The following is a 25991-nucleotide window of genomic DNA, read 5'->3' as shown; positions in this document are numbered from 1 at the left end:
GTTCGAATGAATTTTCTCTCAATATGGAGAGAAAAAAGTGATATGATTTTCTTAGGTCATATTCTATTTATCTACTAGAGCTAGGGGTTGTGGCGGTGAGGATGGGCAAGAAAAAAGTTACACTACAAACGAAAATATTGGTTCTGATTATCGTGCTTTTGCTCTTTGTCATTGCTTTATTGACCATTTGTTTTGGGTTTCTTCAAACATCAGAAAGGCAGGGACAAGCTGAACAGCTTGCGGTGCAAACCGCTAGGACCATTTCATATATGCCGCCAATTAAAACATCGGTGGCAACATCAACAGCGTCTCAAAATGAAGAGCAGGCTGTACTTGAGCAAATGAAGGAGCAAGTGTCAGCACACGCAATCTTTATCACCAATCAAAAAGGAAAGGTGCTTTTTCATACGAACCGTAAACATGTAGGGAGAAACCTCAGTTTATCTGAAGGGAGGAGTACCTTACTGTTTGGGGGGACTTCCATTTCTGCTGGTGATTCTGACGGTGATACCGTTATAAGAGGTAGTGCTCCGATGATAAAGGAAACTGGGCAACATGAAGAAATAATCGGGACAGTGACCGTTGAATTTTTAAAAAGAGAGATCGATCAAGCCACTGCTCATCAACTGATGAAACTCAGTTATATGGCACTTCTCGTCTTGCTCTCTGGAATATTTGGGGCTATTTTCTTAACAAGAAGTATTCGAAAAGATACATTAGGGCTTGAACCGCATGAAATTGCTTCATTATATCGCGAGAGACAAGCCATGCTGATAGCAATTAAAGAAGGAATTATTGCGTTTGATCGCAAGGGAACTATCACGATGATGAACACATCCGCTGAAAAAATGCTGCATGTTTCTTCGGAACTGCCTCTTCATATTGATCAAGTTCTGCCAAAGGCAAATCTTCTATCCTATTTAACTTTAGAGACAATTGAACCTAACATAGAAACGGTGGTGAAGGATAAAACCTTTGTCTTAAATGTCAAAAAAGTGGTGCAGGAAAATAGAGTATTCGGGGGTATTGTGAGTTTTCGTGAAAAAACAGAGCTGACGAAACTGCTTGATACATTAACAGAGGTGAGTCAATATTCAGAAGACCTTAGAGCACAAACGCACGAGTTTTCAAATAAACTGTACGCCATTTTAGGCTTGCTTGAGCTGAAACAATTTGATGAAGCCATCGAATTGATTAAAGAAGAATATACCCTGCAAAATCGTCAGCATGATGTATTGATGAAGCAAATCCGTTCACCTAAAATACAAGCCATTTTACTTGGGAAGTTAGGAAAGGCGTCTGAGAAGAAAGTACATTTTCACATTGATGAGAACAGCTCGTTGGAACCGCTTCCGCCTCACATGAGCCTGTCTCATTTTATCACCATCATTGGCAATCTCGTAGATAATGCATTTGAGGCTGTCTTAAATAAGGAGAGACGAGAAGTTGATTTATTCATCACAGATATTGGATTTGATATTATTATAGAAGTTTCCGATTCAGGTGATGGAGTGAATGAAGAGGAGCTAAAGCACATTTTTACAAGAGGTCATTCATCAAAGGGAGAGGGACGAGGTTATGGTTTAGCTAATGTTAAAGAAGTACTAGACGAACTCGGGGGCTGGATTGAGGTAACGAACCAAAAAGAGGGCGGTGCCATATTCACTGTATACATACCGAAAGGCATAGAGGGGGAGTAAATTGTGATTAAGGTACTTATTGCAGAGGATGATTTTCGAATTGCTGCAATACATGAATCATATATACAAAAGTTACAAGGTTTTCTAGTCGTAGAAAAAGCAAAGAGTGCAAAGGATATGTGGGATGCTCTACAAAAAGAAAAAGTCGATCTCATTTTACTTGATGTGTATATGCCTGATGAGCTCGGTACAAACCTTTTACCGCTTTTAAGAGAACGCTATCCAGAGATAGATGTAATCATTATCACTGCTGCGACAGAAACCATGCTTTTAAGAGATGCACTGCATTACGGCGTGGTTCATTACTTAATTAAGCCAGTGACGGCTCAAAAGTTTGCTCAAGTCTTAACCGAATATAAAGAGAAGAAAGATCTGATCAACTCAAAAGATGAAGTGAATCAAACGATAATAGATTTATTTTTTGGTCACATGCATGAAGAACAAAAGGAAGACCGAGACTTACCAACAGGGATTAATTCACTTACCTTGGACAAAGTGAAAAAACTGATGGCATCAGAAGAAAACGGAATTACAGCTGAAGAGCTTGGAGAAAAAATGGGCGCTTCACGAACAACAGCGAGACGTTATGTTGAATATCTCGTCACGACAGGAGAATGTCGAGCAGAGCTTGCGTACGGTATTATAGGCAGACCTGAAAGAAGATATTATCCTGCCAAAGGTCAGATGGAGTCCTAGATGATGAAAAAAATCATACTACCAGTGTTTATCTTCTGTCTCTGTGTGTTGCTGACCTTTGATGAAAAAAAGGCAGAAGAATCTTTTCTGCAGCACAGTCCTATCTATATCGTTGTCTCTGGAGTTCCAGACGGTGGATTCGACCAAACCGCCCAGGTGATGAAATCAGTGCTTGAACAAGAGAAACTGATTGAACAGCCTGTGCACATTCTTTATCAAAGAGGCGGGACGGTGGATAAAGGATGGAAATTTATGATGAATCGAGATGCCAACTATATCAGCTTAAATTCGAGTTTACTGTTAAGCCGTAATTTACTTGGCAGCAGTAATGTTACAATGAATGATTTTACACCACTTGCCATCCTAGCTGAAGAATGGCAAGTAGTAGCGGTTCCTGTCAATTCTCCTTTTTTAAATGGAAAAGAGCTTTTGACAAAATTAAAAAACAATCCAGATTCACTGAAAATTGGTTTTGCTCCTGATTTTGGGAATGACGATCAAATCTCGTTTGCACGGGCAGCTGAAATGGCGGGAATTGATCCGTATCGAATTCAGTTTTTAAAATTTAACAGTGCAGATGATTTATTTCAGGCGCTGATCAACCATGAAATTGATGCAGCAACCACAACCATCACGGAGGTTCGTCATGATTATGAAAAAAAGAAGCTCAAGCTTATTGCGATGACTACAAGTCAGCGTTTAGAGGGATTTGAAGATGTTCCTACTTGGAAAGAGCAAGGGATTCCGCTCGTCTTTTCCCATTGGCGGGGTGTGATGGGACCAAAGAAAATGAATCAGCAAGAAGTGCGTGAATGGGATCGGTTGCTCCAAAAAATGACTCAAACAAAAGAATGGAAAAAGCAATTAAAGCAAAAAGGATGGACAGGTCATTATATGAACAGTAAAGATACAAAGGTGTTTATGGAAGAACAATTGAAACGATATGAGCAATTCATTCAAGGAGAACAAGCGGTCAAGTGAGATCGCTTTTTTTATAAAGTGAGGTTGAATTGACTTTTGAACAAAATGAACAAAAAGCACTTAACGAACGAAAAAGAATTAAAATTCATAATATTTACTTCAATTTATTCGTCAGATATGATGACAGAAAGGATTGGAAAAAGGATGCCAACATATAATGAAAGCGTATACAACATAAGGGGTGAACAAAGTGTTAGCTATTTTAGGATTTCTTATGATGATTGTATTTATGATTCTTATTTTGACGAAACGTATGTCTGTTTTGACTGCACTGGTATTGACACCAATTATATTTGCTCTCATTGCAGGCTTTCATTTTACTGAAATTTCAGACATGATTGTGAAAGGCGTTCAGCAAGTTGCTCCGACAGCTGTCATGATTATGTTTGCCATTTTATACTTTGGCATTATGATTGATGCGGGTCTTTTTGACCCAATGGTTGCAAAAATTTTAAAAATTGTAAAAGGTGATCCTTTAAAAATTGTCGTTGGAACAGCTGTACTAACAATGCTTGCCGCTCTTGATGGTGACGGAACAACGACATATATGATTACAACAACAGCTATGCTTCCGTTATTTACGTTACTTGGCATTCGACCAATTATTTTAGCGGGAATTGCCGGTGTAGGAATGGGAATTATGAATACGATTCCATGGGGAGGGGCAACGCCAAGAGCGTCGAGTGCGCTAGGAGTCGATCCATCACTTTTATTTGGGCCTATGATTCCAGTGATTGGTGCAGGTGTTTTGAGTATGGTGATTGTTGCTTACTTTCTTGGAAAAGCCGAAAGAAAACGTCTTGGCGTGATTGAACTAGAACAGCCGATTCATGCAAATGAAATGGCAGCGGCGCTGCAAGATGACATCAAACGACCGAATCTATGGTGGTTTAATCTCTCGCTTACATTGTTATTAGTGCTTTTTCTAGTATCAGGTAAAGTCAGTTTAACTGTTCTGTTCGTACTTGCTTTCTGCGTGGCCATTATGGTGAACTATCCGAATTTAGAGCATCAGAGAGAGCGAATCGCTGCTCATTCGACAAACGTTCTTGCGATTGCGTCTATGATTTTTGCTGCGGGTGTTTTTACAGGCATTTTAACAGGGACGAAAATGGTCGATGAAATGGCGATCTCCATTGTTTCTTCCATTCCAGAGCAACTCGGCGGATTTATCCCTGTCATTGTCGCGTTAACAAGTGGAATCTTTACGTTCTTTATGCCAAATGATGCATACTTTTATGGAGTGCTGCCAATCCTATCAGAAACAGCATCAGCATATGGTGTCGATAAAGTCGAGATTGCGAGAGCGTCTATTATTGGTCAGCCGATTCATATGTTAAGTCCACTTGTTCCGTCTACTCATTTACTTGTTGGACTTGTGGGGGTTTCACTTGATCAGCATCAGAAATTTGGGATGAAATGGGCTGTGCTTGCCGTCGTCGCAATGACAGTCATAGCGGTCATTATTGGTGCTATTTCTATCTGGTAATTAAACGAGTGTTCTGCTGTATGGCAGGCACTCTTTTTTAGTCAAATTGCTGAGCCAATTCCCTTCATTTGTCCGGGATTTGACACTTTTGTTGTTTTTTCTAATCAACGAAGGGAGAGAATAGCGATGCTGGCTGCTACTGCATTCTTTATTGCAAAAAGTATGACGACTGTGACCCCAGGCTTCAGTAAATGCAGATACCCCTTAAAGCTAAACAGAAATCAAACTTGAGACAACATTGGCTGAAAAGAAACAGCAGCTACCAAAAGGAACGAAGGTCTACTGAACGGCACAGCCGCAAACAAATGTACTTCAAATTGCCCTTGAACCTGAATCAAAAGATAGTTACATTCTCAGCAGGATTTATTCCTTCGAAAGTAGGAGATGAACTCCCAGTATACCGTTTTCTACTCAATAAAAATATTCTGGGTATCAAATAAAAAAGCGACACAATGCGTGCCGCTCTTTCTATCTTCGTCCAGCTCTAATATCATCTGTCATGCCTTCATAAGGTGCTTCTGCAATAATCGTTTCATCATTGACGCCTGCTTGTTTCATATACGTAATGTCTGCGAATTCAGGAACAACATATTTAGGGTACGTTTCATATTTTTCGCGGGATTCTTTCATCAGATCGATGTAATCATTTTGATAACAAACGGTGATATCTGGTCGTTCATGCACCCATTTTGGGAAGAAGATGACACCGTGCATACGTTTTTCCTCAGGCATAAAGTTCAATGAAACATCTGTCCCAGTTGGTTCAGTCCAAGATACTTTGTAGACTCCTTTAGTCAGCTTCACAATATTGACCTCTTGATCACGAACCCATCGGCCGCCAACCATCCCGCTATGGATACGATAATCAATGGTGTGATCATTTTTAATGTAAATCTCATATTCCCAACCATTCTCATATGTATAAATCATATGAAGTCCAACGAATTGATCCATGTGTATTCCTTCTTTCCACAAAATAATTATGTCATTATGAACATGTAACTATTTACATGTTCATTTTAATATTTATGGTATACTATTGTCAAAGAAAACACGTTGGAGGCACATAATGAGAGTACTGAAATTCGCTATTCTTGGTTTACTAGATCAGCGTGATCTGACTGGATACGATATCACCAAGCACTTTAAGGATACCCTTGGACAGTTTTGGAGTGCCAAGCATAGCCAAATCTATCCAGAGCTCAAGCGTCTAACAGAAGAAGGATTTATTCAATTCGATGTTCACATACATGGGAAAAAATTAGAAAAAAAGGTCTATCAAATCACCGACGCAGGGAAGGCGGAATTGGACGAGTGGCTAAGGACAAAAAGCCCGATTCCTGAGACAACAAAGGATGAATTCATGCTGAAAACATTCTTCATCTCATCTATGGACAAGAAAGATGCAGTCGAATTGTTTACACATCAACTTTTGGAACGGACTAAGAAGGTGGATATGCTTGAACATAAGCTAAAAGTCTTAACTGAGGAAGACCCTTCAGTGCAATTGCTACATTCCGTGCAATTTGGGCATTTTTTAGTATTGACAAGAGCGATAGAAAGAGAAAAAGGATATGTTCTTTGGCTCCAAAAGACCCTTCACTTCATCAATCAATAAATCATCAATTGATTTGATAAAAAATAGTTTGAAACTAGTGAATTTATCAATAGAAAACGCTACAATGAATATATTCGTATTAAAGTGAGGCGAGTATGTTTGAATAACCAAGAAACGTTGTGGAATGAAGCAGAAGCTTTTATTTCTTTATGCTATGAAGAATTAAACAAGTCAAACGAAGAGAAAGTAGCACGTTTGCATGAAATAAAAGAAGAAATTGAGTCTGCGGGTGTTTATACTCACACAACAGAAGAATTAACTCATGGAGCCAAAATGGCATGGCGCAACAGCAATCGTTGCATTGGCCGCCTGTTTTGGTCGACTTTGCATGTGCATGACTGCCGGCATGTGAAAACAGCGGACGAGGTGAAGGAGGCACTCTTTCATCATATTGAATATGCCACAAATGGTGGGAAAATTAGACCTTCCATTACGATATTTCCACCTGAACATCACAGGCAGCAGGAAGTCGTCATCTATAATCATCAGCTTGTTCGTTATGCTGGGTATGAGACTGAATACGGCATCATAGGAGATGAGGCATCCCTTGAACTGACAAAAATTTGCGAAGCTCATGGCTGGAAAGGGGAACGTACACATTTTGATATTTTGCCTCTTATGTTTCGGATGAAAGATCAGCCGCCGGTTCTTTATGACCTACCTAAAGAGATCGTCTTGGAAGTTGATATAACGCATCCTGAATATGAAAAATTTCATGATCTAGGACTAAAATGGTACGCCGTTCCAATCATTGCCGATATGAAACTAGAGATTGGCGGTATTCATTATAACGCTGCACCGTTTAATGGCTGGTACATGGGAACAGAAATTGGTGCACGTAACTTAGCTGATGAACATCGCTACAATATGTTAAAAAAAGTCGCTTCTATCTTAGGTTTGGACACAACAAAAAATGTGTCTCTCTGGAAAGATAAAGCCATTGTGGAATTAAATGTGGCTGTGCTTCATTCCTATCGTGAAGCAGGGGTAACGATTGTAGATCACCATACTGCTGCACACCAGTTTAAACAGTTTGAAAAGCAAGAGGAGAGGTCCGAGCGTCGGCTGACAGGGGATTGGACCTGGCTCATCCCACCGGTATCGCCTGCTGCCACTCACATTTTTCATCGAAATTATGAAAATGCAATCGTAAAACCAAATTATTTTTATCAAGAAAAGCCATATAAACGGATAGAAAAAGCCTAGCTTCTAGCTAGGCAGATTGTAGAGAAACTCGTGTTTTTCTACAATCTTTTTTATTTTTAACGTAGATTGATAAAGCCCTCCCACACACCTAGCTTTGCTAGTTGTGTAGCAATCTTTTTCATGTTTTGACATGCGGCTGTGAGAAGAACTTGCTCACTCACATTTTGTTTTCCCCTCAACCGGCAGTAGCGAAGCCCATGCAGTTGTTTTCAATCTGCAAAGCTTTGCTCTATTTTTTTCTTTTTTTGTATCACTCTTTTCCAAAGCCAGACAGCCGATTTTGTCTGACTTTTTCTTTATGTTCCTTTTTGCAAATAATCCTCTTGTTGGATGAAAACGTCTATGTGCGATGACACCAAAATACGTCGATCCGATAAACCTTTACAAATTGTGGTTGTCAAATAACCAGAATTAAGAGCAACAACCTCTACTGAAAACCCAAATCTACAGAACTCGGAATCATATGAGTGCTGTTTTTGTATCTTTCTCCCTATTTAATGACAAGTGTTGTGTTGGTAAAATTGTCCTTATCAATGAATAGGAGGGAGTGACTTCTTCTGGGGAAAATACTTGATGCCAAAGCACTAACAAGCGCTATGGAAGAAAGAGCGAAGCACTATCTGGAACTTCGGGAACAAATGATAGACTTAAAAAAAGCATTACAAGGTGTGGCGAATCTCGGTGATGATTTCACTGGAAAAGGTGCCGACAATATTAAAAGTTTTTATCAAGAACTAGCTGGAAATGTGGATATGTTGATTAGCTTTATAGATAAACAAAAAGCCTTTCACCAAGGTGTTGCGGGTACACTTGAAGATGCGAGCTTTGGCGGTGATACTTTTATTGATGAACACTTTCTAGAAAATCAGGTAGAGATGGGGTTAAAAAACGCCAAAAGCATTGTATCTGATCAAAAGAAGGCACTAGAAAGCATTTTTCAGGATATAGATGATCTCATCTCCCTTGATGTGTTTGATGATCAAATCTTTCATGAAAAGATAACGGATGCCGAAGACAAACGGAAAAAGACCGTAAAAGATTTAAACGAATTAGACCAACATCTAAAAGATGAATATGCTTTGTCAGAGACTGAAGAGCAGGCTACAATGGCATTGTACGCCGAAATGATGAATGCGACAAATGACGGAAAAACCATTTCACCGATCAATTTTGATAAGAAAGCGTATCAAAATAGCGAAATCTATAAAGCAAAAAGCGATATTGAAAAGCAAACTTCTGAATATCTCAAAATCAAAAAAGAACAGGAAAAAGCCCGCAAGATTGCGAAAGAACAAGAAGCACTGGCGAACCGTCCTTGGTATGAAAAAGCACTTGATTATGGTGGAAACATCGTGAATGAGCTAACAGGGGTGAACGATGCAAAACGTGCGGCTACGGGCGTCGACCCAATTACAGGCGAAGAGCTTACGGCAGGCCAACGAGTCGCCGCAGGCGGAATGGCAGCAGCAGGTTATATCCCAATCGTCGGCTGGGCAGGGCGCATTTTCAAAAGCGGAAAAGCGATCTACAAAACCACCCAAGCCACCACAGCCGCAATCAGGGCGGTTGACATTTATAAGACGTCACAAAAGTCATTTGACGTCCTGAAAACCTCGCAAAAAGGACTTTATGGACTTGCTTCAGCAAACGGATTTAGCGAAGCCATCACTGGCAGAGACATGTTTGGGAACAAGATCTCAAAAGAACAACAGGAAGCGAGTATGAATGCGACGCTGGGGATGCTTTTGCCGTTTGGGGCGAAAGGGTTTCATGGTAAAATGGGAGTTAAGGGTACAAATAATGCTTTGAGTAATAAAAAAGTAGCAGTAGGAGAAGAGATTATTACTCAAAGGGTACGGAAAGTAGAATTTGATTTAACTGCAAAAATTACACCTTATAAATCTTTAAGTAGGAGTCAGCAGAAAAAAATAAAAGAAAAGATTGAAAATCGTACAGTTACAAAAGAAGAATACAAAAGATATCAATGGGATAGAAGGTTTTCAAAAAGAAGGGCAGCGGGGGTTACTGAATTCTGGAAGCAAGAGAAGAAAAGAATTTTAGATGGAGAACCTACAACAAGGGGTTGGACTAATGAACAGATACAAGAGATTTTAAAAGGTAAAAAACCTCAATATAATGGGGAATCAATAATTGGACATCATACTTATAATGCTATGAATTATCCACATATTTGTAATAGGGGAGAATTAATTTATCCTGTTACTAGTAGAGAACATTTAAAGGGTTGGCATGGAGGGAGCTATAGCAAAAATGCCCCTGGTAGACCTGTTAATCCAAACTTTTTAGAGGAATTTTAGCAAGGAGGAAAGATAGATGAGTAAATTAGCAATAAAAATTAGTCCTCAAGGTCCAACTAATAAACTTGTAGTACCGTTAAGAAAGTACACTGGTTTAGGGATTACAGAGATAAAAGATAAGATGGAAAAAAAAGATTTCTTTGCTGAAACGGATGCAAATGATATTGATAATATGGAAATTTTAAAAGAGTTAGTTGATCGTTTATTGAATCTAGGTGCGGTTGTGAAAATATATGATAGTGATGAATATGGTGAAGGAGTATTTAATTATCAAGAAATTTCTTACGAAGAATTTATAAATAATATTGACCGATTAAAAGAAATAATGGAAGAATTACAGGATTACGATGATGCTATGTCTGAAGAGTGAAGTTTGAGCAATTAATACTTCTTTGATGCACACTATGAATCTTTTAATTTCAAAACTTTACAAATTTACTTATGATACCTCTAAAACGACAATGATCAATAACATATCCATTATCAAAAAATCCCCTGATGGATGCAGGGGATTTTTCTCTACAATCATTTCCCTCAAATTTAAGCAATGCACTATCATTTATGCATATGTTCCTCCAATCTATATAAAAACTAAATAGTGCAGCGGTTGTTCTATATAATTTTTTCTAAATTAATCCAGTTTTATAGTTTTATTCATAAGATTGAATTAAAAGCAGATTCTGATTTTATAGTAACTCTAAAAGAATTATATCTTCTAGGTTGAATAATGCAAATATATTTATTGAAAATCTTGTTTGTTGTCCGCTTTTTTATTGGGAGACCCGCCTATTCCCTTATCAAAGGTGATGAGGGATGTGGCCTTACCAGATGGCATTCTCAGTTTGGATAGACGGTAGAACTGTATCTAGGATAGTTTTTCTTTCTAAAATATGATCAATACTTGGTATTTATGGTTTCTGATATATATTAAACTAATGAGGTAGAAGAAACATCATGGGAATGGCTTTGCAATTATAGAGACGGACGGAGAATATCAAATTTCATGAGCGCAAGGACCATACAATGAGCCAGTTTCTTATCCTATTTCTAAACGACATATGAACAAAGCGTTAAAATCAAGTCAAGATGCACATGAAGTAATGATTTACGCAGAGACATCCTGAGGTGGAGGCTTTGGCAGATTCAGTGAGAAAGACGGATACAGCACACATAAAAAAACCGTACATCAATCATAAGATGTACGGCTCACATTCACTTATGAGCGCGCTTATTTTGCTCAAGAAGATTTGCTAAGAAATAGGTTTTAAAGCTTTGAAGTTTTCTACCTTCATGCTTTGTGACACCAAGCTTTTTCAACTCTGCTACATACCAGCCTTTGCTACCATAATGCATGATAGAAACTCCCTTCAAATTGAAACTGCCTGCATTGTAACATCTCAAAAAAGAGGGTGAACAGTGTGCAGGCTTGAAAAAATGAAAACTGATTCTATCTGCCTATGATCCATGTATATGCTGAAAATGAGAAATTATGAATTTGGCGGATTGAGTGTGACAATGATCATTCCAATTGTCATGATCATTAAGACAACGCCAAGATAAGTCATCATTGATTGTTTCTTCTTGAGACCGACGACCGTTAAAATAATGCTTTCAATTAAAAAGATCACACCTATGATGGTGAACCACATATCCATTAAGACCCCTTTCGCATATCTTTGCCTATTTTACCACAGGCTTTTTTGTTTAGTCATGCTAGATTCGTGAAGGGAACATGAAAAATCCCCTCTAGTTTGTAGAGGGGATAAATGACTTAAAGTTTCGTTAAAATAATTGGTTCGTCTTTTGTGATCACGATCGTATGCTCAATTTGTGCCACAAGGCTTTTATCTGGCGTTTTAAATGTCCAGCCGTCATCAGCCTGATAAATGGTTTCAGCATTTGTTGAAATGAAAGGTTCAAAGGCAATCACCGTTCCATTTTTAAATAATGCATTATCGAATGGGTCATAATAGTTCAGAATATGATTTGGTGCTTCGTGCAGACTTTTCCCAATGCCGTGTCCTGTCAGGTTCTTAATGACGGTAAAGCCTTGTTCTTTTGCTGTATTGTAAACCGCACGGCCAATTTGATTTTGTCTTTTACCGGCTTTCGCATGTTTCAATCCTTCAAAGAACGCATCTTCAGCACATTGACATAATGCTTCAAGACGAGCATCGCCCGTGCCTAGTACAAACGAAATACCTGTATCGGAATAATAGCCGTTAAGCTCTGCTGATATATCAATGTTAATCAGGTCACCCTCTTGTAAGATGGTTTTTTCACTTGGAATGCCATGTGCTACTTCATCGTTTACACTAATACAAGTTGTACCAGGGAAATCGTATTCCTTTTCAGGAGCTGAATTGGCTCCATGTTCTTCTAATATTTTTTTACCAATCAAATCTAATTCCTTTGTTGACATGCCTGACTTCGCTTGGCTTTTCATCTCTTCTCTTGCCAAAGCGACAATTCGACCGACTGTTCTTAATGCTTCTAGCTCATGGTCATGTTTGACAATCACTGTTCATTCCCGCTTTCTATATCTTCATTCTATTCAATAGCTTACCATATTTTAAGCAAAAAGAGTAAAGGACAGGATTTCGATTGATGTGGACAAATTGGTATAGATAACTAGATGTGCATATGATATATTTTTTATGAACATCATGAAAGATTGAGGTCATGATGATGACGAAGGGGGGAGAATTCAGATGGTGTTTCAGTTTTTTCAAAAGTTAGGAAAATCATTTATGCTACCAATCGCTGTACTTCCTGCGGCAGGAATTATTTTGGCAATTGGGCGGGAGGATGTATTTAATATCCCGTTTATTCATGCAGCAGGAAATGCAATTTTTGCGAATTTGGCGTTAATTTTTGCGATGGGTGTGGCCATCGGTATCTCAAAAGATGGCAATGGAGCAGCCGCATTATCAGGGGCCATCTCCTATTTTATTTTGACAGCGGGAACGACTTCTATTAACTCGACCAACAATATGGGGGTATTGGGCGGTATTTTATGCGGGCTCTTGGCAGGTTACGTTTACAATCGATTTAAGGATACGAAGCTCCCAGAATACTTAGGATTTTTTAGTGGGAGACGGCTTGTGCCGATTGTCACAGCACTTTTCACTATTATATTAGCGGCCGTTTTCGGATATGTTTGGCCTCCGATTCAAAGTGTGATCAATGATTTGGGGGAATGGATTTTAAGCCTTGGAGCAACTGGAGCAGGGCTGTTTGGTTTCTTTAACCGTTTGCTTATTCCACTAGGGCTCCACCATGTGCTCAATAATTTATTCTGGTTTCAGTTTGGGGATTTCAATGGAGCAACAGGTGATTTGGCACGATTTTTTAAAGGAGATCCAAGTGCAGGCGTCTTTATGACGGGATTCTTCCCAGTGATGATGTTTGGACTACCGGCTGCATGTCTTGCCATGGTGGTCACAGCAAAGCCTGAAAAGAGAAAAGCGACTGCTGGGCTCATGATTGGGATGGCGCTCACTTCTTTTATTACAGGTATTACGGAGCCAATCGAGTTTTCATTTATGTTTTTATCACCACTATTATATGGCGTACATGCCATCTTAACAGGACTTTCGCTGTTCATCGTTAATACATTGGGAATTCATAGCGGATTCGCCTTTTCTGCAGGCGCAATTGACTATGTATTAAGTTTCGGTATCGCACAGAAACCGATTTTGCTATTAGTGGTCGGAGTCATCTACGGCATCGTCTACTTTGTTGTCTTCTATTTTCTCATTAAATTGTTAAAGTTGAAGACGCCGGGTAGGGAAGATGATGACATAGAAGATATGACTGAAGATCATGAAGCTTCTCTCGGAGCGAGCTCGCTGTTAGAGGGATTAGGTGGCAAAGACAATATCACGACGATTGACCATTGTGCGACGCGTCTTCGTTTAACAGTAGAAGATACGGATTTAATTAATGAAGGAAAATTGAAAAAAGCAGGTGCGAAAGGGGTACTGACCTCAGGGAAATCGTCCGTTCAAATTATCATTGGGACGAATGTTGAGTTTGTAGCAGATGACCTGCGTAAGCAAGTAGATCGCGATTAAAAGAAACGTTCAGCCAAGTTGATTTGGCTGAACGTTTTTTTGTTTACGCTCCCCTATATTATGTACGCAAGTGTTGCAAGCTATATTTACTAGACGCTTTCTCGCCTTCATGTGCAAGTTGTTCGTTGGCCTAGACCGCTTTCCTGCAATGGACTCCAGTATAGGTAATGATACAATGTCAAACAGTTGTTAAAGCCGCATTTAGTGATGGCATCTTAATAAAGAAAAGCATCCTCAGCTCATGCAGAGGATGCTTCACCAGACAGTCGTAGTTAGATCTCGAGCGTCGGTTCTCACGAATGTTTCATTCGCTTTGCATAAATAGCTCGGGTCTTTCAAGACTTCAAAGGTGTTCAATTCACGCTTGAAAAGAGACAAAGGGCCAAAGGCCAAAGCCCTTTGCCGAACAATCTGGTTCTTTGTCGGTGAGATAGATTAGTGTGAAGTAGAGCCGGAATCTTCTTGGGTGGATGAATCGTCCTTTTCATCCTGTACCTTCTTTGTATAGTCATAGTCGTTGCGGTTAATCGGTGTAAAGCCCTTAGGATGATAGAAACGAAGTAAGTCTTCTGTGACGATCTTATCAGATGTTTCTAACATTTTTTTCACCGTTTCGTTTTCTTGAATTGCTTTGTTTGTAGGTTCGATTTTCTCGCCTGTTTTATTACTGTAATAGTCATTGCCAACTTTCGTGTAGTCTTTTGATACGAAGTCTCCATTTCTAAATGGCACAAGCTCTTTAAAGTTTTTAGACAAGATATCAGAACCAGACATTAAATAGTTCTTCGTATCATCACCAAGCAGGTGCAGAAGAGTTGGCGCAATATCTACTTCACCAGAGTATTTATGAATCTGTCCGCCTTTCACGCCTGGTACATGGATAAACAAAGGTACACGCATGAGCTGGGCATTTTCATAATCTCCAATTTTTTGTCCTGTGACTTTTTCCATTGCTTCATGATGGTTTTCTGATATACCGTAATGATCTCCGTACATGATGATCACAGTATTGTCATATAGACCTGACTTTTTTAAATCTTTGAAGAACTGTTCAATCGCTTCATCTAAATAGTGGGCCGATTGGAAGTAGTTATTCACAACAGAATCGCCGAAATCACCAGGTTCGAAATCTGTATCACCTTCATCCATTCCAAATGGGAAATGGTTTGATAACGTGATGAATTTCGAGTAGAACGGCTGTTTCAGCTTTTTCAGCAACGGCATGGATTCTTTGAAGAACGGTTTGTCTTTCAATCCATAGTTCTTCGTATCTTGCTCATTCATATCATAATACTCAGAATCGTAAAATCTGTCATAACCAAAGGATTTAAACATTTCATTACGGTTCCAGAATGTTTTTGTATTTCCGTGAAATTCTGCTGACGTGTAATGATCCTTCTTCAAGATGCCTGGAAGTGCTTGATACGTATTTTGAGCTTTATTAATAAAAACAGAGCCTTGTGATAATGGGAATAGCCCAGTATCCATCATAAATTCAGCATCAGACGTTTTCCCTTGTCCTGTTTGATGGAAGAAGTTATCAAAATAAAACGTTTTGTTGTCATGTGCCAATGAATTTAAAAACGGGGTCACTTCTTTCCCATTCACCTTATAATCAATGACAAAATTTTGCAGAGATTCAAGGGAAATTGTAATGACGTTCATACCTTTCGCTTTCCCATAATACGCAGGATTTGGATCTGCACGATTTGCTTTTAAATAGTTCTCTACATCTGTTACATCATTTGAGTTTGCCAGTGCACGCTGACTGTTTGATTTCACATTTTGAATGGCATCAAACACTGTAAAGTTATAAGCACCCAAGTATTTCACTAGATAATTACGATCAAAGGATCTTGATAAAAGCTCTGGGCGATCAATTTCTGCAGCGATCAAATTGATTATAAAGATCACGACAGAGGACACAAGAACGAGTCTGAATGATTTAGACCTTTGTACAGGTACAGTAGATGTACTTGTTTTTTGCTGCCTTTTCATGCGAACTGCAAGTATGATCAACACAATTGTATCGATAAAGTAAAGAATATCAGTCCAACGCATGAGTGAGAATGCACTATCACCTAATTGTCCGCCATTCGTTCCTGCCTGCATCACAACAGGCAGCGTGATAAAGTCATTAAAGAATCGATAGTACACGATGTTTGCGTATAGTAAAAAAGACATGAAAAAGTGAATCACAATGATAGCGGCAGGCTGCCATTTTTTCTTGAACAATAAAGCAAAGCCAAGAAAGAACAAGCTGGAGCTAATAGGATTCACGAAGAGCAAAATTTGCTGAAGCATATTTGATATACCAAGATGAAATTCAATTACATAAGCTGAATAAGTTTTCAGCCAAAGTAAGATGGCTGCAATCACAAAGAAGCCGAGACCTCTTTTTTGAATAAATGTTTTCATAAAAACACTCCTTTTCTCCGAAACACGGAAGAGGCGGAACGAAAGAAAACGAACCATTAGAATATACCACGAAATACTGAAATAGAAAAGTCATAACTAGCAAAGCACGTAAAAGGCTTGTCCGGATCATAAAAGGAGACAAATCGAAAGTATTCGATGATCGAAAATTTTTTTATGAAATTTATCCTTTATTAACAGAAAATTCAGTGTTTTTCTGTTGTTATATCAATAAAGAAGGTAAAAAGACACAAGTCTAAAGAATTAATTTAATACTACAACGAAGTTTTTGTAAGAATTTCTAGTGTTTACAGATGTTTATGCTTATTGAGCGAAGAAAATGAACACAAGAACGAAGAAAACAGATGGATAAAAACCCTTTCATAATATTATTTTAATATATTTTATTGTTTCGTGAAATAAATGATTTCGTGGGATTTGTAAGGGTTTTATTAACTTTAAAGAATAAACAAATTATCTAGATATACTTAAGTGAACATTTCAAGACTATAAACTTTTCAATTGAGGTCGATATAGAGAATGACAGGAAATCTTCCATTGAAAGGATTGATAGTATATGACTGTACGAGAAGAGAACCTCGTTCAAAACTGGTTTCCGAGTGAGGACGGAAATGAAGAGGATCGTAAAGAACTCGTCAAATTAATGGAACAGATCATTTCAGGAGTCGATCATCTGAAAGATCCGAACCGTGCTCACCTAAAAGGTGAAAAGAATCGTGGCGAGGATTTTTATCAAAAGCTCACTGAAACAAGTGAAATTCCGGTAAATGGTCAAAAAGCAGAACAGGTTAATGAAGAATTACTTAAGCTTTTATATAACCATCCATACCACACAAAGTATTTCTTCACGAACATTTTGCCAATGGCAAGTACACCGGGAATTCTAGGCATGCTGACTGCCATGCTGGTGAATGGAAACAACTTATGGGATGTTTATGGGCCAGCAGGTGCTGAAGCTGAGGTCAGAGTGGTTTCAATGATGTCTAAGCTCATCGGATATGATCCAAGTGTGAGCGGGGGATACACAACATGGGGAGGTCAAGGGGCTATTTTTTCAGGACTTCGTTTAGCGATTGCTAAAGTGGCGCCGGAGTCATTAAGAAAAGGTGTCCCGCAGAATCTTTATGCGTTTTGTTCTGATGCAGCACATTATAGTTTGTTTAAGTCAATGGAAGCAACAGGGCTTGGTACAGATAATTTAATCAGAATTAAAACGAATAAGGATCATTCAATGGATATGGAAGATTTGCGTTGTCAAATGGAGCGCGTTGCACAAGACGGCGGAATACCCATTTATATTGTTGCAACGACAGGAACAACAGATGCCATTGCGATTGATGATGTGAAAGGGGTACGTGAAACGGCAGAAGCGATTGCTGAGAAGTATGGGCTGAATGTGCCGCATATTCATGCAGATTCAGCACTGGGCGGATTTTTTGCTTTTTTTAATGAGTATGATATATCTGAAAACCCGCTGCACTTCTCAGGCGGTGTCATTCGTATGTTAAAAGAAATCAAAGCGAAATTCCGTCATCTTTCTCTTGCAGACACCATGTGCTTTGATTTTCAAAAGCTTGGTCAAACACCGTATACATCCAGTTTATTCTTAGTGAAGAACGCTGCTGATTTAAAGCGTCTGGATTTAGAAGAACAAGAAACACCGTATGTTGGACATAGAGGCTATGGTGAATACCATACGGGTTATACACTCGAATGCTCAAGAATGGGAAGCTCTATCAGCATGCTGAGTGTCTTGTTAACGTTTGGAATAGAAGGTTACCAGCGCTTACTCGGTCAATTTTTAGAGGTGAATTTGAAATTTAGAGAGGCATTAAGTCAGGAAATTCCGCAAGCAGAAGTCGTAAATGATGACAACGTAGGGATGGCCACATTATTTAGAATTTATCTTGACGACTCCCCACGATTCAAAGAAGAAATCTCCGGAATGGCATCATCGATTGAAATCGAGCGGAATAATGAACTCAACAAAATGCTTTTCGAAAAACTTGGAGAGAAAAGAGACGAAATGTTCTTTGGAGATACAACGAAGTTTTTACTTGTGAATTCTAAAGAAGGTCAAGAATTTTATCTAAGTGTTAGTAAGTTTTTTGTCATCTCGCCTTATACATTGCCGGAGCATATACCTCATATCGTATCTTATCTAAAAGACGTGATCGCATCAGTTTGTGGACAATTTGAATGTGTACATGCTTAAATCAAACATGAGAGTGGAGATGTAGAAAAAATGGCGAAACAAAGTAAATTTGGAGGATTAACGATATCCTCCAAAATCATGTCAGTTGTTGTCGGAACATTACTCGTAACTGTTGCATTATTCGTTTTAACATTTTATCTGGTCAGCCAAGATTTATCATCCCAGTTATTAAAGCAATTTGATTATCGATTAACAACAGATATTGATACAGCTAAAAAAGAAATCGACAATATTGATGGCAATGTCTTAAGCATTAGCGGGAAGAATGATCCGCTTTATGTTGAAGCCAAAAAGAAAATTACTGAGCTTAAAGAAAATCATTCGCTTGAGAACTTATACGTATTATCTAATAAGGGTGGCAAGGAGAGAATTATTGTCTTAACTGGGGAAGACAATGATTTTAATCAGGATTATGCTTTTTCAGATGAAATGAAGCAAGCTCTATCTGAAGATAAAGTAGTGAAAAGTGATATTTACAATGATTCATATGGTACACATAAATCAGTCTTTTTACCAATGAAAGATTCAGACGGTGAGCTGACTGGGGTTTTAGGTATTGACTTAGATGCCTCTGTTGTTCCAGAAACTACGAAGAAGCTGACAATCTATATATCAGTTGCTTCTATTATTGTGCTGATTGGCGGATTACTCTTCTCGTTTATTATGGGAAGAAGAATTGCGAAACCGGCCCGCTCACTTATGGAGACAGCCAATCGTATTGCAGAGGGCGATTTAACCGGAACGGTGGAGGTTGAAAGTAAAGACGAGATCGGCCAATTAGCTGCTTCCTTCCAAAAGATGCAGGGACGGATCAAAGAGCTTATTGCCAAAATCTCCAGCTCATCAAGTGAAGTTTCCAAAATGTCTTCACAGCTTCGCACGGTGACGAATGAATCTAGTCAAAGTGCTCAGCAAGTGTCAGAAGCGATGGCGAATATGAGTGAAGGCATCAATGATTCTGTGTCAAACATTACGGAATGTACGACCTCTGTTGCTGAAATCGACACACAAATCGAAGGCGTGACAAGAGAAGTAGATGAAATGAAATCCGTTTCATCGAATGTACAGGAGCAATCAGAATCAGGCCAGAAGCTGGTTCAACATGTGCTTGAGCATCTGAATGTGTTACACAACATGATGACGAACTCAAAACAGGCAGCAGAAGAACTGAAATCACACTCAACTAAAATTGAAAGTGTGATCTCGATTATTACGGACATTTCAGCGCAAACGAATTTGCTAGCACTAAATGCTTCTATTGAAGCGGCACGTGTTGGAGAAGAAGGGAAAGGGTTTGCTGTTGTGGCAGATGAGGTTCGTAAGCTTGCTGAACAATCGGCAGATGCGGCTAAGACGGTGTCAGACTTAGTCATTGGCACACAGGAAAACAGTCAGCGTGTGCTTGAGAGCGTAGAGGAAAGCAGCCGAGCAGTGGAAGAAGGACGTGAGCAAATGCAAGGTACGTCTCAAAACTTCGCTGGTATTTACGACGGGGTTTCCCAGTTTGCAATAAGAACCAATAATCTGCTTGAATCGATTCAGCAGGTGAAACGAGCTTACCAAACAATTTCAACATCTATTGAACAAATCTCTGTTGTTTCAGAGGAACATGCAGCCAGCTCTCAAGAAGTAGCGGCGGCATCAGAACAGCAAAGTGCTGGAATGCAGCAAATCTCTAGTGCAATTGAACAGCTATCTGATATGTCAAAAGACTTGGCACAGATGGTTGCAACATTTAAAATCGACGAAAAATAACCGGAAAGCTGGCTCTTGTATGAGAGTCAGCTTTATTGCTATGCTCAAATAAAATGGAAAGGGGGGGCAGAGTCATGGATTTCGCGCAGAGACTGTCAGAAGAACGGATTAAAAAGCAATGGAAAACGGTGCATTTGAGGGTCTAGCAGGCTTTGGAAAGCCGCTACCGAAAGATGATGCCGCTTATGTACCCGAAGAATTGAGAATGGGCTACCGAATCATGAAAAATGCAGGTTTTGCTAACGACTATGGATTCAGAGGAAAGAGAAAAACACTCTCTCGTTTGTGAGGAAAAACAAAAACGTCTTGATGAATTAACTGCAAAGCGCCAAACATTCGCACGTCCTGCCTCCTCCTTTTATAAAAACAGGGTCTATGAAAAAGTGAACAGAGAATAAAAAATAATGTCACGCTGCCTTCTGACAACACAGAGGCAGCTTTTTATGTAAGCGCTATATTTTATTGTTGACTACATGTATATACAAATATAAAATAATAGCTAAACATGTATATACAAGTTTTGGTTCTTTTTTCTTATAAAAACGATCTTGGAGGGGATAGCATGGCTTATCAGGCAGCAGCAGATCAGATTGTGAAAGCCGTCGGCGGCAAGGAAAATATTGAACAAGCCACACATTGTGTCACAAGGCTTCGGTTTGTCTTAAAGGATGAAGAAAAGGTTGACGAAAAAGCGCTAGAACAAATTGATGAAGTCAAAGGTTCATTCTCAGCAAACGGTCAATATCAAGTGGTCATCGGCCAAGGTGTAGTGAACCGGATATATGCTGAAATGGTGAAACAAACGGGGATTGGGGAAGCGACAAAGGAGGACGTCAAACGCGTCTCTGATCAGAAATTAAATCCATTGCAACGTGCTGTGAAAACGCTTGCTGATATCTTTATTCCAATTCTTCCTGCCATTGTCACAGCTGGTTTATTAATGGGGATTAATAACATATTAACGGCTCCTGATATTTTCTTTGATCAAAAATCGATCGTAGATGTGTATCCGGCATGGGCTGATTTAGCGAATATGATCAATCTCATCGCAGGGACTGCCTTTACATTCTTGCCAGCATTAATTGGTTGGTCGGCCGTGAAACGTTTTGGAGGAAATCCACTTTTAGGAATGGTACTTGGACTCATGCTCGTTCATCCAGACTTGTTAAATGCTTGGGGATATGGAGCGGCTGAAAAGTCTGGTGATATTCCAGTTTGGCATTTATTCGGACTCGAAGTGCAAAAGGTAGGTTATCAGGGGCAAGTTCTTCCCATATTAGTCGCATCATATTTATTGACAAAGCTTGAATTATTCTTAACAAAACGGACACCAGAAAGTATTCAACTGTTAGTCGTTGCCCCCATTACACTTTTATTGATCGGCTTTTTATCTTTTATCGTCATCGGACCGATTACGTTTGCGCTTGGAAACGTTTTGACATCTGGACTAGTGGCGGTCTTCCAGCAATTTGCGGCACTTGGCGGCCTGTTATACGGTGGATTATATGCGGCATTAGTCATCACAGGAATGCATCATACTTTCCTAGCAGTAGATATTCAATTGATTAATTCAAAGCTGCACGGCACGTTCCTTTGGCCAATGCTCGCCTTATCGAATATTGCGCAAGGATCTGCTGCTCTTGCAATGATGTTCGTCCTAAAGGATGAAAAACAAAAAGGACTGTCACTTACATCTAGCATTTCAGCATATTTAGGCATTACCGAACCGGCTATGTTTGGTGTTAACCTGCGCTACAGATTCCCATTTATATTTGCAATGATCAGCTCAGGAATAGCCGGCATGTTCATCGCCTCTCAAGGTGTGTTAGCAAGCTCTGTCGGGGTCGGAGGCATTCCGGGTATATTTTCTATTATCCCGAAATATTGGGGCGCATTTGCCATAGGTATGGTCATTGTCCTCATTGTTCCATTCATTGGAACCCTTTTATACGCAAAACTGAAGAGGAAAAAGGATGAAGCCTAATCTTTTTTTCATATGATAATAACAAGTGGTGGTGAAAGAATTTGCATCAACAAACAAATGAACCATGGTGGAAAAAAGCGGTGGTCTATCAAATTTATCCGAAGAGTTTCCTAGATACAACTGGCTCTGGAACAGGTGATATTAACGGTGTGACCAAGAAGCTGGACTATATACGAGAGCTCGGAGCTGACTGTATTTGGCTGACCCCAATGTATGAGTCTCCGCAATACGATAATGGCTATGATATTAGTAATTACAAAAAACTACATGAGATGTACGGCACAATGGCTGATTTTGAGCACATGCTAAAAGAAGCACATAAACGAGGAATTCGTGTCATCATGGACATTGCTGTCAATCATACGTCTATTTTCCATGAATGGTTTCAAGCCTCGCGCGAGTCAAAGGAAAACCCTTATCGGGACTTTTATATTTGGAAGGAGCCAAAAGAGGACGGTTCTCCGCCGAATGATTGGCAATCGAAATTTGGTGGTCCAGCATGGGAACGAGATGAAGCCACCGGTGATTATTACCTTCATTTATATGATGTCACACAAGCCGATTTAAATTGGGAAAATGAAAAAGTCCGAAAGCAAGTATATGACATTATGCACTTTTGGTTTGAAAAAGGGATTGATGGGTTCCGGCTAGATGTCATTAATAATATTTCAAAGGATCAACGATTTTTAGATGACGCCGGACAGTCAGTGCAAGGTGATGGGCGAATGTACTATACAGATGGACCAAGAATTCATGAATTCCTGCATGAAATGCATCAAGAGGTGTTTGCGAAATACGATAGCATGACGGTTGGGGAGATGTCTTCTACCAATATAGCAGACTGCATTCGGTACACACGACCTGATCGAAAGGAACTGGATATGACCTTTAACTTCCATCATTTGAAGGTGGATTATCCAAATGGTGAAAAGTGGGCCATTGCACCATTTGATTTTCTCGCACTGAAATCGATTCTGTCTGAATGGCAGACGAAAATGCACGAGGGTGGCGGTTGGAATGCGCTATTTTGGTGCAACCATGATCAGCCTCGCATCGTATCAAGGTACGGAGATGACGGCACATATCATAAGCAATCGGCTAAGATGCTGGCTACAACTATTCATCTGATGCAGGGGACACCATATATTTATCAAGGTGAGGAAATCGGCATGAAGAATCCCACTTTTCGGGATATGACCTCTTATCGTGATGTGGAATCATTCAATATGTACGAAGTCATGCTTAAAAAAGGGAAAACAGAGGAAGAGGCACTGGCTATTTTACAGGCTAAATCAAGAGATAATGCCCGGACGCCAATGCAATGGACATCCGAGAAGAATGGTGGATTTTCAACGGGGACACCTTGGATCGAGCCGGCAGACAACGATCTTACTGTCGAGTCCTCATTAAAAGATCCGAAATCTATTTTTTATCATTATCAAGCACTTTGTAGGTTACGTAAAGAATACGATGTCATCACGTATGGCAGCTTCACTTTGCTGCTGCCAGATGATCCGAAAATTTTTGCTTATATAAGAGAAGGAGAAAATGAGAAACTGCTTGTCATCAATCATTTTTATGCAGGAGAGGCGAAATGGTCGCTTCCTGATGAGTTGAAACAGGCTGTTGAAGAGATGAATCATCACGTGCTTTTATCCAATTATGATGACGTGCCCAAAGAGATAAAGGCCTTTACGTTGCGTCCATATGAGTCAATCGTTTATCATTTAACCAAACGCTAGAAAATGGAGCGGAGGGAAAATGAAAGAGAATAAATTTCGAGCGATATATGATCAGCTCGCACGACGAATTGAACAAGGTGAATGGCAGGATAAAGGAATCCTTCCATCAGAGCATGAGCTATCCTTGATGTATGACACGTCACGAGAGACCGTAAGAAAGGCATTAAACATTCTTGTGCAAAACGGCTATATTCAAAAAATCCGGGGAAAAGGGTCTGTTTTGCTGAATAGAGAAAAAATGCGGTTCCCTGTTTCAGGTCTTGTTAGCTTTAAAGAGCTCTCGCAGACACTTGGCCGGAAGACAGTCACAACTGTTCATGAGTTTGGATTAAAGAGACCGGCTCCATATATTCAGTCTCAGCTGAAAATAAATGAACAAGAAGAAGTCTGGGAAGTCATTCGATCTCGCAACATTAGTGGTGAAGAAGTCATTTTAGACAAGGATTACTTTTTGCAAAAGCATGTACCGATACTGTCAAAGGAAATTTGTGAAGGATCGATCTATGAGTATATTGAAGGAGAACTCGGTGTATCAATTAGTTATGCTCAAAAGGAATTTGTTGTGGAGCCATATACAGAAGAGGATGCACAGTACCTTGATTTGAATGGATTGGACCATGTGGTTGTTGTGAAAAATTACGTGTTCTTGGAGGATACGAGTCTATTTCAATACACAGAAAGCCGGCACCGGCTGGATCGGTTTCGATTCGTTGATTTTGCAAGAAGAGAAAAAATAGACAGAGCGTAGGCTCTGTCTATTTAGCTTGTAAATTTGTATAGAAATAGGCGAATAAAAATGAATTGGCTGTTTTTCTCGTTGTCTATATCAAGAAAAGCAGTTTACAATCATCATGAGCTCTCTTGCTTCTAAACTAATCAATTGTTTGGTGTCTAACTCAAAATCCCATTTGTAAAACATAGTAAAAAACCTTGAAAGGCATTTATCCAATCAAGTTGAATATTACTTTTCACATACTTTGATGATTTGTCTGGGTACATCCTCAAAAATTAAAATCTCAGGTTCTTTATATGGCTTTTTTTCAATATATTGTTCCAAAGACACCATGCTCTGCCAATACTCTTTAATCCAATATTCAAGACTTTTACCTGTATCAAAATTCAAAGCTTCTTCGTCAGTATATTTTAAATCCTCATAGAATGCTTGGTCGTAAATATTTAATGATATCTCACTATTAAACACCTTAATTTTATTCGTGAATACAGGAAAGCAAAATGACTTAGAAAATCGGTTTGTAATATTTGCCCTTACAGTGTTTTTGAAGTCAATCCAATCCGCTGCTCCAACTGGTCTAAACCGTTCTGTAATCTCCAAATGAATACTCCCACCATTACCATACACATGATTTGATTGAGTAGTACTTTTTATTCCATCTTCCATTATATCTTTAAATGGCACATGATGTTGATGGTTTTCAGGTAAAAAGGCATGGTATAACATAATATCCAAAAATATCACTTCCTTAAACATTTATCTAGAAACATATGGAAAATGAGAACTTCTGTCTGGATTATCAATATTTTCAAATACTCTATGGCTTCCAGTTGGAGTTTCTGGCGTACTGATATTTCCATCAAAATCTTTATAATACTTCGTTATTCTTTGGGTATTAGGATTATTAGGATTTGGCCAATTAGAATAAGCTTTATCTGGATTACTTATCGTTACTTGTCTTAACTTATCAACATCTACATTCTCTCCATACTGTGACCTGTTTGGGATTGATGGTCTGCTAGGGTCATACATATGTTTTCTG

General features: G+C 39.2%; 20 protein-coding genes and 3 pseudogenes. 16 read left to right on the top strand and 7 right to left on the bottom strand.

Annotated features, from left to right (window positions below; genetic code table 11):
- The first annotated feature begins 101 nt into the window (after positions 1-101).
- The 5 genes and pseudogenes from ABVJ71_RS07955 to ABVJ71_RS07935 all read left to right on the top strand — a co-directional run.
- Entirely contained in the window at positions 102-1700 is a 1599-nt protein-coding gene (locus ABVJ71_RS07955) for a sensor histidine kinase (RefSeq protein WP_353856391.1), read from the top strand.
- A gap of 3 nt (positions 1701-1703) precedes the next feature.
- On the top strand, positions 1704-2396 hold the full coding sequence (locus ABVJ71_RS07950) for a response regulator (protein ID WP_353856390.1): 693 nt from the start codon (positions 1704-1706) through the stop codon (positions 2394-2396).
- A gap of 3 nt (positions 2397-2399) precedes the next feature.
- Positions 2400-3377, top strand: a complete 978-nt coding sequence (locus ABVJ71_RS07945) for a tripartite tricarboxylate transporter substrate-binding protein (RefSeq protein ID WP_353856609.1) — start codon at positions 2400-2402, stop codon at positions 3375-3377.
- 190 nt (positions 3378-3567) lie between these two features.
- Positions 3568-4866, top strand: coding sequence for a citrate:proton symporter (locus ABVJ71_RS07940; RefSeq protein WP_353856389.1), 1299 nt, complete (start codon positions 3568-3570; stop codon positions 4864-4866).
- A gap of 214 nt (positions 4867-5080) precedes the next feature.
- A pseudogene (locus ABVJ71_RS07935) lies at positions 5081-5306 on the top strand (peptidase M14); the annotation flags it as partial.
- Positions 5307-5334: 28 nt separating this feature from the next.
- Here the strand turns inward: ABVJ71_RS07935 and ABVJ71_RS07930 are convergent.
- On the bottom strand, positions 5335-5820 hold the full coding sequence (locus ABVJ71_RS07930; RefSeq protein WP_353856388.1) for a phenolic acid decarboxylase: 486 nt from the start codon (positions 5818-5820) through the stop codon (positions 5335-5337).
- A 115-nt stretch (positions 5821-5935) separates the two neighbouring features.
- Between ABVJ71_RS07930 and ABVJ71_RS07925 the strand changes: the two genes are divergently transcribed.
- Both ABVJ71_RS07925 and ABVJ71_RS07920 read left to right on the top strand, forming a co-directional pair.
- The gene (locus tag ABVJ71_RS07925) at positions 5936-6484 is read left to right on the top strand and encodes a PadR family transcriptional regulator (protein WP_353856387.1); all 549 of its coding nucleotides are present in this window, start codon (positions 5936-5938) and stop codon (positions 6482-6484) included.
- A 99-nt stretch (positions 6485-6583) separates the two neighbouring features.
- Entirely contained in the window at positions 6584-7690 is a 1107-nt protein-coding gene (locus ABVJ71_RS07920; RefSeq protein WP_353856386.1) for a nitric oxide synthase oxygenase, read from the top strand.
- 95 nt (positions 7691-7785) lie between these two features.
- On the opposite strand, the pseudogene ABVJ71_RS07915 reads toward ABVJ71_RS07920, so the two are convergent.
- Positions 7786-7956 (bottom strand): annotated as a pseudogene (locus tag ABVJ71_RS07915) (transposase); the annotation flags it as partial.
- Between the two features lie 330 nt (positions 7957-8286).
- Between ABVJ71_RS07915 and ABVJ71_RS07910 the strand changes: the two are divergent.
- Together ABVJ71_RS07910 and ABVJ71_RS07905 are read left to right on the top strand one after the other, a co-directional pair.
- Positions 8287-10008, top strand: a complete 1722-nt coding sequence (locus ABVJ71_RS07910; protein ID WP_353856385.1) for a T7SS effector LXG polymorphic toxin — start codon at positions 8287-8289, stop codon at positions 10006-10008.
- Between the two features lie 16 nt (positions 10009-10024).
- Entirely contained in the window at positions 10025-10378 is a 354-nt protein-coding gene (locus ABVJ71_RS07905) for a hypothetical protein (RefSeq protein ID WP_353856384.1), read from the top strand.
- 842 nt (positions 10379-11220) lie between these two features.
- Here the strand turns inward: ABVJ71_RS07905 and ABVJ71_RS07900 are convergent.
- From ABVJ71_RS07900 to map, 3 genes are all read right to left on the bottom strand, one after another.
- Complete coding sequence (locus ABVJ71_RS07900) at positions 11221-11361, bottom strand: YflJ family protein (RefSeq protein ID WP_353856383.1); 141 nt, start codon at positions 11359-11361, stop codon at positions 11221-11223.
- Between the two features lie 134 nt (positions 11362-11495).
- Positions 11496-11657: a hypothetical protein gene (locus ABVJ71_RS07895; RefSeq protein WP_353856608.1), complete on the bottom strand. Its 162-nt coding sequence runs from the start codon at positions 11655-11657 to the stop codon at positions 11496-11498.
- A 122-nt stretch (positions 11658-11779) separates the two neighbouring features.
- Positions 11780-12529: a type I methionyl aminopeptidase gene (map, locus tag ABVJ71_RS07890; protein ID WP_353856382.1), complete on the bottom strand. Its 750-nt coding sequence runs from the start codon at positions 12527-12529 to the stop codon at positions 11780-11782.
- Positions 12530-12719: 190 nt separating this feature from the next.
- Between map and nagE the strand changes: the two genes are divergently transcribed.
- Positions 12720-14084, top strand: a complete 1365-nt coding sequence (gene nagE, locus ABVJ71_RS07885; protein ID WP_353856381.1) for an N-acetylglucosamine-specific PTS transporter subunit IIBC — start codon at positions 12720-12722, stop codon at positions 14082-14084.
- A 435-nt stretch (positions 14085-14519) separates the two neighbouring features.
- Here the strand turns inward: nagE and ABVJ71_RS07880 are convergent, their stop codons facing one another.
- Positions 14520-16502: an LTA synthase family protein gene (locus ABVJ71_RS07880; RefSeq protein ID WP_353856380.1), complete on the bottom strand. Its 1983-nt coding sequence runs from the start codon at positions 16500-16502 to the stop codon at positions 14520-14522.
- 574 nt (positions 16503-17076) lie between these two features.
- Here ABVJ71_RS07880 and ABVJ71_RS07875 point away from each other — a divergent pair.
- The 6 genes and pseudogenes from ABVJ71_RS07875 (at position 17077) to treR (ending at position 24964) form a co-directional block, all read left to right on the top strand.
- Positions 17077-18735: a pyridoxal-dependent decarboxylase gene (locus ABVJ71_RS07875; RefSeq protein WP_353856379.1), complete on the top strand. Its 1659-nt coding sequence runs from the start codon at positions 17077-17079 to the stop codon at positions 18733-18735.
- A 30-nt stretch (positions 18736-18765) separates the two neighbouring features.
- Positions 18766-20490, top strand: a complete 1725-nt coding sequence (locus tag ABVJ71_RS07870) for a methyl-accepting chemotaxis protein (RefSeq protein WP_353856378.1) — start codon at positions 18766-18768, stop codon at positions 20488-20490.
- 74 nt (positions 20491-20564) lie between these two features.
- Positions 20565-20888, top strand: a pseudogene (locus tag ABVJ71_RS07865) (DUF1992 domain-containing protein).
- A gap of 164 nt (positions 20889-21052) precedes the next feature.
- Entirely contained in the window at positions 21053-22474 is a 1422-nt protein-coding gene (gene treP, locus ABVJ71_RS07860; RefSeq protein WP_353856377.1) for a PTS system trehalose-specific EIIBC component, read from the top strand.
- 41 nt (positions 22475-22515) lie between these two features.
- Complete coding sequence (gene treC, locus ABVJ71_RS07855) at positions 22516-24216, top strand: alpha,alpha-phosphotrehalase (RefSeq protein WP_353856376.1); 1701 nt, start codon at positions 22516-22518, stop codon at positions 24214-24216.
- 19 nt (positions 24217-24235) lie between these two features.
- Complete coding sequence (gene treR / locus ABVJ71_RS07850) at positions 24236-24964, top strand: trehalose operon repressor (RefSeq protein WP_353856375.1); 729 nt, start codon at positions 24236-24238, stop codon at positions 24962-24964.
- Between the two features lie 213 nt (positions 24965-25177).
- Here treR and ABVJ71_RS07845 read toward each other — a convergent pair whose 3' ends face one another.
- Complete coding sequence (locus ABVJ71_RS07845) at positions 25178-25705, bottom strand: DNA polymerase III (protein WP_353856374.1); 528 nt, start codon at positions 25703-25705, stop codon at positions 25178-25180.
- Positions 25706-25991: the final 286 nt, after the last annotated feature.

Source organism: Bacillus sp. Bos-x628 (genome assembly GCF_040500475.1).
Taxonomy (GTDB): domain Bacteria; phylum Bacillota; class Bacilli; order Bacillales; family Bacillaceae; genus Bacillus; species Bacillus maqinnsis.
This window is presented reverse-complemented; position numbering and strand designations above follow the sequence as displayed.

Bases quoted from the DNA above. Each gene is read 5' to 3' on its own strand.
- ABVJ71_RS07930 (WP_353856388.1), bottom strand. From the start codon at position 5,820: ATGGATCAATTCGTTGGACTTCATATGATTTATACATATGAGAATGGT.
- ABVJ71_RS07945 (WP_353856609.1), top strand. From the start codon at position 2,400: ATGAAAAAAATCATACTACCAGTGTTTATCTTCTGTCTCTGTGTGTTG.
- ABVJ71_RS07900 (WP_353856383.1), bottom strand. From the start codon at position 11,361: ATGCATTATGGTAGCAAAGGCTGGTATGTAGCAGAGTTGAAAAAGCTT.
- ABVJ71_RS07910 (WP_353856385.1), top strand. From the start codon at position 8,287: ATGGAAGAAAGAGCGAAGCACTATCTGGAACTTCGGGAACAAATGATA.
- ABVJ71_RS07870 (WP_353856378.1), top strand. From the start codon at position 18,766: ATGGCGAAACAAAGTAAATTTGGAGGATTAACGATATCCTCCAAAATC.
- ABVJ71_RS07875 (WP_353856379.1), top strand. From the start codon at position 17,077: ATGACTGTACGAGAAGAGAACCTCGTTCAAAACTGGTTTCCGAGTGAG.
- treR (WP_353856375.1), top strand. From the start codon at position 24,236: ATGAAAGAGAATAAATTTCGAGCGATATATGATCAGCTCGCACGACGA.
- treP (WP_353856377.1), top strand. From the start codon at position 21,053: ATGGCTTATCAGGCAGCAGCAGATCAGATTGTGAAAGCCGTCGGCGGC.
- ABVJ71_RS07895 (WP_353856608.1), bottom strand. From the start codon at position 11,657: ATGTGGTTCACCATCATAGGTGTGATCTTTTTAATTGAAAGCATTATT.
- nagE (WP_353856381.1), top strand. From the start codon at position 12,720: ATGGTGTTTCAGTTTTTTCAAAAGTTAGGAAAATCATTTATGCTACCA.
- ABVJ71_RS07955 (WP_353856391.1), top strand. From the start codon at position 102: ATGGGCAAGAAAAAAGTTACACTACAAACGAAAATATTGGTTCTGATT.
- ABVJ71_RS07925 (WP_353856387.1), top strand. From the start codon at position 5,936: ATGAGAGTACTGAAATTCGCTATTCTTGGTTTACTAGATCAGCGTGAT.
- ABVJ71_RS07845 (WP_353856374.1), bottom strand. From the start codon at position 25,705: ATGTTTAAGGAAGTGATATTTTTGGATATTATGTTATACCATGCCTTT.
- ABVJ71_RS07905 (WP_353856384.1), top strand. From the start codon at position 10,025: ATGAGTAAATTAGCAATAAAAATTAGTCCTCAAGGTCCAACTAATAAA.
- ABVJ71_RS07880 (WP_353856380.1), bottom strand. From the start codon at position 16,502: ATGAAAACATTTATTCAAAAAAGAGGTCTCGGCTTCTTTGTGATTGCA.